The following is an 8,559-nucleotide window of genomic DNA, read 5'->3' as shown; positions in this document are numbered from 1 at the left end:
CCAACAGACCGGATCGGTGCTGCACGACCTCCAGCGGGCCGCAGGAGAGCTTCAGCGAGCCAGTAGCAGGATGTGGTGGGACCGGCTCAAGGAATGGCTCTACGCCGCCCTGATCGGCCTGGGGCTGATCTTTGCCGCGGCCCTCGCCTACCAATGGGCCAAGGAACCCAAGATCGAGCAGCACCTGTACGGCTGTGCCGGTCACTGGAACGCCAAAACCCATACCTGCAAGGGCGGATGGGTGCCGCTACAGGCACAGCCGACCGGGTAATTTATGGGTGCACGATAAATGTTGTTCGTGCTATTTAATGGGTGTACAGAATTTCATGGAAATCGAGTTCGACCCGGCCAAGGACCGCGCCAATGCCGACAAGCACGGCATGTCGCTGCAGGCTGCGGAGGGGTTCGATTGGGACACGGCGTTGGAGCGCGAGGATAACCGCTTCGATTACGGCGAGGTTCGGTTCGTTGCCCTGGGTCTGATCGGCGATCGCCTGCACGTGCTGGTGTTCACAGAGGGCTCTTCCGAAGATGCGGTGCGCGCCATTAGTCTGCGGCCGGCCGAAAAGCATGAGGTGAGATTCTACTATGACCAGGTTTGATCCCGAGCTGCACGATGACAACCCGCCGATGGACGCCACGTTTATGGCCGGCATGACGCCCTCCCGCCGTGGGCGCCCGAAGTCAGAAGCGCCGAAGGTGGAAGTCAAAATCCGTCTGGACGCCAAGACCGTGGAGCATCTGCGGGGCAGCGGCCCCGGATGGCAGACCCGCGTGAACGCGCTGCTTGGCCAACTGGTGGAAGCGGGTCGGATCTAATCCCTCGCTGACCCTCCACGACGCGTGACAATCGGTGGATGAGCGCCCCTCGACCGACTTCCCCTTCGCCAAGCCTGCGGCCGTCAGGTCGCCCTGTGACGGCGTAGCCGGCACGCATCAGCAGCGCATTGGCCAGAGGCCAATTCCATACATCATCACGCTGCCGTTTCCTCGTGCGCATCCGCGATGATTCTAGATTCTCTATGATTCAATGATTCAGGGAGATTAAGCATTTGATTCGCGGCGGATAAACACCCCGACCTACGACAAATGGGGTGGCCAGTTACGACAAATGGGGTGCTCACCTACGACAAATGGGGTGGCCAGTTACGACAGATCGGGTGCTATCATGAGGAACGGGGTTCCGTGCGATCTAGGACAATAGCATTGATCTTATGTCGCAACTGACTAAGCTCTTGGTGTGCCCGACGATCTCCCCATCGGCCGCACTATGAAAGCGGCTTCCACGGCTTCAGTCCGTGACGGCCATGCTATCGTCAAAGCCGGCGAGTTCATCGAAGCCCGTTTCGGTGCAGGTACATCGCCCTCCTTGGCAGCTCGCAAGACACTAGCTCTTCTGATCGCCAAAGCTGCTGGCGAAGCCTGGCGGCCAGGATCGCACGTCATCGCCAAGCGTGAACTGCGGGGCACTCACAATGCCAACGATCGGGTTCAAGACACGCTCGACGAGCTGATGGATGTAAAATTCCAGATGCCTTCGACCTCGGCCCAAGGGCGCGCCGCGACCCTCACCGCCGCCCTGTTGGCTTGGACGCTCAACGAACACGCGGAAGATGGCCGAGCCACCGTTGAATGGGAGTTCACGGCACCAGCTAGGGCTATCCTGCAGGGAAGCGATTATTACGCTCGCCTCAACCGGGCGGCTCTGCTCGCCTTCCGGTCGAAATATGCAATCACCCTTTACGAAATGGGCTGCCTGCTGGCTGGGCGTCGCAACCCAACATGGTCCGGGACGGTCGATGAGCTGCGGGAGCGGCTGGGGGCACCGTCCAACTCGATGCCCAACTTCTCCGATTTTCGCCGTCTGGTGCTGACGCCTGGGAAAGCCGAAATCGATCAGCTCGCCGCCTTCACGATGGACTGGTTAGAGCGACGTGGAGCCAGAGGCAAAATCACGCACGTCACCATTACCTTTTCCCCGAAGGATGATGACGCCACCAACGCTGCGGCCGATGAGGCGGAACGCCATAGCACTGGACGTCGATCACGGCGTGAAGGCACCGCCGATACCATCGTTGATGCTGCCAGCCTCATCGCTGTAGCAGCCACGCGCATGTCGGTTTCCGATACCCTGCGCTGGCCTGCCGACGACCGCGTGGACGAATTTAAAACTCCCGAACTCTATGCGATCGGCCGGACCTTAGGCGGCGGCCATGCCGTCCAACGGCTTGCCGACCAATACGTCAAAATCCTTAAGGACCGCCGCCGCCAGCTTGTCGGGGATGCCCTCAAGGCGGACTGGACGAAATGGGTTACGGGGTGTTCCGCCAAGTGGGGGCGAGTCTGATCCATTTTCAAGGATACCTGTTCCTGCTAACTGTTAGCGGACAGCAATTTGAAACGATGCGCAACGGGGTACTGGAAGATGGCTTACACCTTGGGCGAGGCCGCTAAGGCTACCGGCATCAGTAAGGCGTCCATCTCGCGAGCGATCAACAGCGGCCGAATATCAGCGGTTAAGAACGAAAGCGGGTCATTCTCGATTGAGCCGGTTGAACTGCACCGGGTCTATCCACCGAAGCCATCTGCAACCGTTAGCGAAACGCTTCGTGAAACGATGCGTAACACCGACAGTGACATAGGTAACACCATCAATTCCAACGTGTTACAGGCACGCCTTGATGCCGCTTTGGAACAGTTACGCGACCGAGACGACACGATCGGTGATCTTCGTCAGCGCCTTGATCGGTCTGACGAGGAACGGCGCGAGGCGCAGGCACGAGTGATTGGGTTGCTAGCAGGACCTGGTCCAACGGAATCCAAGCGCGGGTTCTTCGGTCGGCTATTTGGCCGGCCCGACGAGTGAGGTTGCAAAAGGGGTGCCTTTTGCGACGAAACGCCCAATAGCGGAGACTGCATCGATGTGCGACGATAGGCGGTAGGAGCTAGCGATGCTGAACAGACTGCCGCCTCGACTTCGAATGTTCATCCAGCACGTTGCTTATTGCATCCTCGGATATCTAGCCGCGATCGGAGCAATCGCACTGTATAAGGGCAATGCCAGTCCGGCGTGGTTTACGATAATTGGGCTCGTAGTCGGGAGCGCTTTAGCCGCGCTTACTCGGAAGGTGCCGGGCGGTAGTGAATCTTGCTTAGAGAGCGGAACCGAACGTTAGGCAAGGCAGCTTGCCACCCAACCGGCCATTCGTTGATGCAAAAATCAAAAGTTTTGCATCATGCCAGTGTGCGGCAAGGGGCTACAGCGACTTCACTTGCAGTGGCTCTCCGCCCTCGCCATGCTCTACCGTATGTTGATGCTTTGCATCTTGATCGCGTTTGCGGTGCTGCCGGCTGTGGCAGTTACAGCCCTGCTGGCATTCGTCATCAGGCGCGGCCGGAGCACCCTACGTGCACCGGCGATATCAGCCTTTCTGGTCGGCACGGTCGTGCCGTTTATAATGATTACCTATGGCCTGTATCTGTCATGGCCGTGGCCTTGGTCCCAGCCCGAAACCATGTACGACAGTCTTGGCCAGAAGGGGTCTTGGCTCGTGCTGACAAGCGCACCAGCTTGGTTGGGCTGCCTCATCGTCAGTAGACTAATAATTAGATCGTGGTCCAAGCAGAGCCGCTGACCAGCAGCAGGTGGCTGCTGATGCGAAATTCACAAATTTTGCATCATGCGCAGCGGCACCAAGGTTTATGGCCTGGACTCTGCCGGCGGCAATGCTGTCGGTGATCGTTGGAACTCCGTTGCCGTTAGATCGTATTACCTTTGCGAAATCCGCCGGGTGGTATTCCCCCCCTTTGTACTTATCCGGCTCGCCTTTAGCCGCTGGTCCCTCTGGACCAGCGGCTTTTTCTTGGCCCGCTTAAAACAGGCGTTTTCCGATCTCGTTGGCATATTCTGGATCGTGATCGGCTCGGTTTCCCGCATCAAGCGCAGCTTGGCTCCATGCTTCTGTACTTGGTGAGAGCACTCCCATGGTCCGCTGCGCGGTAGGAGTTGCGAGCCGCGATATCGTAGCTTGGCTCACTCCCAACAATGCGGCGACAGTGCGTTGCGTGTCGCCGGCTGTAAGGCGCTGTAGGGCCTCGGACTGTTGATGAGGGGTGAGGGCAGCACGTCGGCCGAACTTGACGCCACGGGCCTTGGCCTGGACCCTGCCAGCTGCGGTGCGCTCGGTAATACGATGACGCTCGTAGCTGGCGGCGACCCCCAGCACGGCGATGATGACATCAGCGAACTGCGAGGTGGTATCCACCATTGGCTCAGCGATCGAGCGGAAGCCGGCACCGGCTTCCTTAACCGCATGGAGGATGTTCAACAGGTCGCGGGTGTTGCGGGCGAGACGATCGGTTGATGTCACCATCAGAACGTCGCTGGCATCGAGCGCGCCGATCGCGCGCTTGAGCTGGGGCCGCTCGGCAGTCGCACCACTAATCTTCTCGCGGTAAACCTTTGTGCAGCCAGCCGCGTCAAGCTGGGCGAGCTGCTGCGCTAGATCCTGCCCGTTGGATGAGACGCGTGCGTAGCCGTAAATCATGCTCCGATTATGCATCAGAATTATGCATCATGGAAGTGCCGGGTTTTGTACACTTTTCCATCTGATGCAAAACTTGTAAATTATGCATCACGAACGCGGAAAAGTGGTGGCAAACGGTCGTTAGCGTCGCGTCGGAAGGAACAGTAGTTTGACGGCGAAATAGATGAGGTAGGCGGCGAGAAGGAAGCCCACGTACAAAAAAACCGTCGATGTGACGGTTCCACCGGCAAGCGGTGCTCTGAGCAGGAGTATGAGTCCGGCGACCCAGATCAAGGTGAAGCACCATACAGCCCAGCGAGCCCTGCGAATTACGCGAGCCGAGCGACCGTCCTCAAGGGATTGCCGATACGTCGTCAGCCAGTTCATTCGTTGCATGTGGCCGAAGGCGCGTATGACCGCAACTGGGGCGGCAACCGACCGACTGCATTGCGCCTCTGTCCTGATGCAAATCTTTTGATTTTTGCATCGGGAATGACCGGGCCTGGTGGTGAGCGGACATTGCGTTCTCCACCGACGGCTTTAGCGAATGCGCTCTAACCAGATCGTCCGACGTATGGCGGGAGCCGCCTTTCGTGTCAGCGCGGGTCGGATCGGCAAAAAGTGGTGGAATGCGGTCCGGCAGCTTTCGAGTGCCAACCAACCGACGACACCTACCGTTTTAACCCGCCCGTTAGGACGGCTTCTGCAAGGTGCCATCCGTCTGGGTGACGCGTATCGCATGGATCATATTATCAGGCCCAAATTGATACTGGATCGCGCGAGTCTTGAAACGTGGGTCGAATAACATGTGAGGATTGTCTGGTAGGTCCGATCTGTCGTCAAACTGATCGATGACAAGAATCCTGTCGTATCCATCGGCGTAGCCCAAGACACGTCTGTCTACTTTTCCGATCCTGCGACGCTCCATTGCAAGCCAACTTGCTTTGTTGGATGCTATCTTCTCACCATCGATCCACACTGTTACGTCGTCGGCAAACTCGCCAGCATAGCCGTCAAAAGTCGCCGACGTTTGTGTGGGAACAAGATGCTTGGCCGCTTCGACGATATACTCTGGAGGGGGCGGCCCCGGCGATGCCAACGCGGGGTTGGCGAAAGCCAGAGAGCATGCGGCCATTGGCAAGAACGCGGCCAACGTTGATGTACGAACCATGGCGGGAACCTCACGAGGACGACCGCTTATAGAAGGTGTCCGGCAGACCGTGAATGGCAAAGATTGGGCGGGAGCCGCCGACAGATACTCCCTGAAATCAAGCCATTTTGGCCACCCGCATATCAACGTGGAGGCCAGCTGCGCTGACCATGTTCACCAGCGTGTCCAAGCTGAAGCGGTTGATGCGGCCGCGCATCAGGTCCGAGATCCTGGGCTGTGTCACTCCGAAACGCTGAGCCGCCTCGATTTGCGTCCATTCACGTATCCGAATCTGCCTTTCGAGCGCGCGCATCAACGAAGACCGGAGCTTCATGTTCTCCGCATCTGCCGGAGTATCCTCTATCGCGTCCCAAACGCTCTTGAATTTGGTGCTGGTCATTGTCCTAGCTCCTTTAAGAGTGCTTTGTATCGCTTAGTAGCGATCTCGATATCCGGCTTACTCGTCTTTTCCGTTTTCTTCTGGAAACAGTGAAGAACGTGAACAGTATTCTCAAATTTCGCGACATACATTACACGGAAAGCATCACCATCCTCCGATATGCGGATTTCTCGAACGCCTTTTCCAACTGTGGGAAAAGGCTTCCAATCGGATGGTTCTTCGCCGTGCTGCACCTTGTCGAGCTGGTAGCCGGCTTCCTTGCGGGCCTCTCCTGGGAAATCCCGGAGGTCATCAAGCGACCCGCCACGGAAGTCGATTTCCATAATCTCGTCATCCATAGTCGGCATATATAAAAATTTATATAATCGCGCAACCGGCTTTGCGCTGCTTGAAAGCAGCAAAGTCGAACGGCTCGGGCCCCCCGCTCTGCTCGCCCTCGATCAGCGCCTGACGGATGCTCTCGATCTCCAGGCCCCGTTCCTGCTCGCGCCGAATGAGGTCGCGGATAACCTCGCTGTCATTGGTCTAGCTGCCGGCGTCGATCTGGGCGGCGATCCAGGCACTCTGCTGTTCGGTCAGGGTAATGGTCTTGCGCACGATCGCCATAATCCACGTTGTCCTTTTCACCGGCTCAACCCCTGATCCCGATCGCGTTGCAGAACGCGCTGGCGATCGTGGATGAGCTGCCCCATGGCGTGCGCCATTTGGGGTTCGCGCTGAATCCGCTCGATATACAGATCCTTGGTGTGCTGGTCCGCCCCGTTATAGGCGTCCACCGCCTTGCGCAGCGCCTCAGGCACCGCCCGCCAATCGCTGCTCTGGTCGCTATAGCCATGGGCGCCCGCCTCACGCCGCGCCGCGATCATCCTGAACTGCTCGGCCACCTGTTCCCGGGCATGGGCCTGCTGGCGCTCCTGCGCCAATAGGCGTGCGCGCTCGGCCGCTAGTTGCTCGCGCTGCTGCGCCTCCGCCGCTTCGCGCCGATCGCGATCGACCGCACCGCTCAACATCGCCGCAAGCCCGTGCATTCGCCCCGCCACCCGCTGGGTCATCTCGCGCGCCCACTCGGTGCCCTGCTCGATATACTGACGCAGGGTCCGGCGCTCGAGAACGCCGGCGTTGTGCTGGCCCACCTTCGTCACCGGCTCATACGCACGCCCATCACGCTGCGCCTCCCGCTCGGCCCGGCGCTCCATCGCCACGACGTTCGGCCCCATGTGCACTGTCGCCTCCTGCTCGATCCCGCGCCGCTGGTGGCTGCGGTGATCGACCCGCTCGGCCACCTGCGCGCGTTCCAGCGCCGCGTTCTGCATCTCGGCATACCGTCCCCGCCAGCGCTCGACCTCCCCGCTCGTCTTCTGGTCCAGTTCCCGGCTCTTCTCCCCCAGCCCCTCCGCGCCGATCCGCCGCGTCGTGGTCAGGAGGTGCGCATGGTGGTTGCGCTGGTCGCCATGCCGACCAGGTGCATGAATCGCCACGTCCACCGCGACCCCGTGCCGCTCGCTGATCTCCTGCGCCAGGCCCACCGCGAGGTCGCGCCGCTCGTCGGCCGACAACTCGGCCGGGAGCGCAATTTCGTATTCCCGCGCGACCGTCGAGTTTTTGCGCGTCTCGGCCTGCTCGGCGGCGTTCCACAGCGCCGACCGGTCGCGCACCCACTCGGGTGCGTCGGCAGGCGCGACGATCTCGCGATGCTCGATGCCCTGCTTGCGGGTGTAGTCGTGGACGATGCCGGTGCGCTCGTCCGCGATCTCCACACCCGCACGATAGGCCGCTGCTGCCGTCGAACTGCGACCGGCGGAACGGCCTATCGTCTTTACCGCAAGATGGAAGCTCGCCATCGCCGCGCTCTCCTTGCCATGCGGGAGCATGGCGCGGGCGATAGCCCGCTGGGGTTCGGGGGTATCCCCCGACGCACGCAAACGCAAGTTTGCATAAGTGCGCCATTCACTCCCTTCGGTCCTTCTGGTAGCGTCCTTCCTTGTTACGCGCTATGCTCACTTCGTATTCATGCTTTCAGGTAGGAAACATGACGGCACCAACACTCGAATCTATCGAAAAAGCCCGTCGCAAGGTCGAGCAGGCAAAGGCTCAGCTACAGGCGCTGGAAGCTCGCGCCGCCACGCTCAACCGCAAGGCCGATGCTCGCCGTAAAATCATCCTCGGCGGCCTGCTTCTCGATGCTGCGATGAAGGACGCGGAGTGGGAAGATCGGCTGAACACGCTGATGAAGCGCATCAACCGCGATCAGGACCATAAGGCGTTTGCGGGATGGACCTTCCAGGGTCGCCCTGCCGATGGCTGAATCCTTCGATCCCGCCGACTTCGACGCACCCCCTCCCTCCGGCGATCCTCAAGCCGACTACCGCGTCCTCCTCGACGCCATGCGCAAGGCCGGGGCAGAGGGGGTCGCGGAGCAATCGTCCACGCTTGCCCGCCAGATCGAGCAGGAAGCCCGCCAGCGTGCCGAATGGGGCCAACAG

At 59.9% G+C, this 8,559-nt stretch carries 11 protein-coding genes and 2 pseudogenes; 7 read left to right on the top strand and 6 right to left on the bottom strand.

All coding sequences use genetic code 11. From position 1 onward, the window contains the following. From RH90_RS21725 to RH90_RS23085, 5 genes and pseudogenes are all read left to right on the top strand, one after another. Positions 1–271 (top strand): annotated as a pseudogene (locus RH90_RS21725) (hypothetical protein); the annotation flags it as partial. A gap of 55 nt (positions 272–326) precedes the next feature. Further along, positions 327–602: a BrnT family toxin gene (locus tag RH90_RS21720; RefSeq protein ID WP_029625601.1), complete on the top strand. Its 276-nt coding sequence runs from the start codon at positions 327–329 to the stop codon at positions 600–602. Then, positions 589–819 carry a BrnA antitoxin family protein gene (locus RH90_RS21715; protein ID WP_010189177.1) on the top strand — a complete coding sequence of 77 codons (231 nt, stop codon included), beginning with the start codon at positions 589–591 and terminating at the stop codon, positions 817–819. Before RH90_RS21720 ends, RH90_RS21715 begins: the two co-directional genes overlap by 14 nt. A gap of 421 nt (positions 820–1,240) precedes the next feature. After that, positions 1,241–2,347, top strand: a complete 1,107-nt coding sequence (locus RH90_RS21710; protein WP_029625600.1) for a replication initiation protein — start codon at positions 1,241–1,243, stop codon at positions 2,345–2,347. A gap of 78 nt (positions 2,348–2,425) precedes the next feature. Beyond that, positions 2,426–2,866: a hypothetical protein gene (locus tag RH90_RS23085; protein ID WP_010189172.1), complete on the top strand. Its 441-nt coding sequence runs from the start codon at positions 2,426–2,428 to the stop codon at positions 2,864–2,866. Between the two features lie 1,006 nt (positions 2,867–3,872). Here the strand turns inward: RH90_RS23085 and RH90_RS21700 are convergent. The 6 genes from RH90_RS21700 to mobQ all read right to left on the bottom strand — a co-directional run bounded on the left by RH90_RS21700 (position 3,873) and on the right by mobQ (position 7,917). Continuing rightward, positions 3,873–4,547, bottom strand: coding sequence for a recombinase family protein (locus tag RH90_RS21700; RefSeq protein WP_010189167.1), 675 nt, complete (start codon positions 4,545–4,547; stop codon positions 3,873–3,875). Positions 4,548–5,217: 670 nt separating this feature from the next. Continuing rightward, positions 5,218–5,679: a hypothetical protein gene (locus tag RH90_RS23825; protein WP_157134828.1), complete on the bottom strand. Its 462-nt coding sequence runs from the start codon at positions 5,677–5,679 to the stop codon at positions 5,218–5,220. Positions 5,680–5,794: 115 nt separating this feature from the next. Then, positions 5,795–6,076: a helix-turn-helix domain-containing protein gene (locus RH90_RS21685; RefSeq protein WP_010189160.1), complete on the bottom strand. Its 282-nt coding sequence runs from the start codon at positions 6,074–6,076 to the stop codon at positions 5,795–5,797. Further along, entirely contained in the window at positions 6,073–6,399 is a 327-nt protein-coding gene (locus RH90_RS21680) for a type II toxin-antitoxin system RelE/ParE family toxin (RefSeq protein WP_232280477.1), read from the bottom strand. The genes RH90_RS21685 and RH90_RS21680 overlap by 4 nt, the downstream gene beginning before the upstream one ends. Before the next feature lie 34 nt (positions 6,400–6,433). Further along, the gene (locus RH90_RS24895; RefSeq protein WP_198283488.1) at positions 6,434–6,583 is read right to left on the bottom strand and encodes a type II toxin-antitoxin system ParD family antitoxin; all 150 of its coding nucleotides are present in this window, start codon (positions 6,581–6,583) and stop codon (positions 6,434–6,436) included. Between the two features lie 116 nt (positions 6,584–6,699). Then, complete coding sequence (gene mobQ, locus RH90_RS21670; protein ID WP_010189156.1) at positions 6,700–7,917, bottom strand: MobQ family relaxase; 1,218 nt, start codon at positions 7,915–7,917, stop codon at positions 6,700–6,702. A 188-nt stretch (positions 7,918–8,105) separates the two neighbouring features. On the opposite strand from mobQ, the gene RH90_RS21665 reads away from it, so the two are divergent. Together RH90_RS21665 and RH90_RS21660 are read left to right on the top strand one after the other, a co-directional pair. Next, positions 8,106–8,381 carry a hypothetical protein gene (locus RH90_RS21665; RefSeq protein WP_010189154.1) on the top strand — a complete coding sequence of 92 codons (276 nt, stop codon included), beginning with the start codon at positions 8,106–8,108 and terminating at the stop codon, positions 8,379–8,381. Continuing rightward, positions 8,374–8,559: pseudogene (locus RH90_RS21660) on the top strand (hypothetical protein); the annotation flags it as partial. The gene RH90_RS21665 and the pseudogene RH90_RS21660, both read left to right, overlap by 8 nt.

It is taken from the genome of Sphingomonas sp. PAMC 26605, from assembly GCF_000241485.1.
GTDB lineage: Bacteria > Pseudomonadota > Alphaproteobacteria > Sphingomonadales > Sphingomonadaceae > Sphingomonas.
The sequence above is the reverse complement of the archived record's forward strand: the minus strand, read 5'-3'. Positions and strand labels throughout refer to the sequence as shown.

Excerpts from the sequence above, each read along its gene's own strand:
- RH90_RS21715 (WP_010189177.1), top strand. The coding sequence starts at position 589 with ATGACCAGGTTTGATCCCGAGCTGCACGATGACAACCCGCCGATGGAC.
- RH90_RS23085 (WP_010189172.1), top strand. The coding sequence starts at position 2,426 with ATGGCTTACACCTTGGGCGAGGCCGCTAAGGCTACCGGCATCAGTAAG.
- RH90_RS21680 (WP_232280477.1), bottom strand. The coding sequence starts at position 6,399 with ATGGAAATCGACTTCCGTGGCGGGTCGCTTGATGACCTCCGGGATTTC.
- RH90_RS21665 (WP_010189154.1), top strand. The coding sequence starts at position 8,106 with ATGACGGCACCAACACTCGAATCTATCGAAAAAGCCCGTCGCAAGGTC.
- RH90_RS21700 (WP_010189167.1), bottom strand. The coding sequence starts at position 4,547 with ATGATTTACGGCTACGCACGCGTCTCATCCAACGGGCAGGATCTAGCG.
- RH90_RS21720 (WP_029625601.1), top strand. The coding sequence starts at position 327 with ATGGAAATCGAGTTCGACCCGGCCAAGGACCGCGCCAATGCCGACAAG.
- RH90_RS21685 (WP_010189160.1), bottom strand. The coding sequence starts at position 6,076 with ATGACCAGCACCAAATTCAAGAGCGTTTGGGACGCGATAGAGGATACT.
- mobQ (WP_010189156.1), bottom strand. The coding sequence starts at position 7,917 with ATGGCGAGCTTCCATCTTGCGGTAAAGACGATAGGCCGTTCCGCCGGT.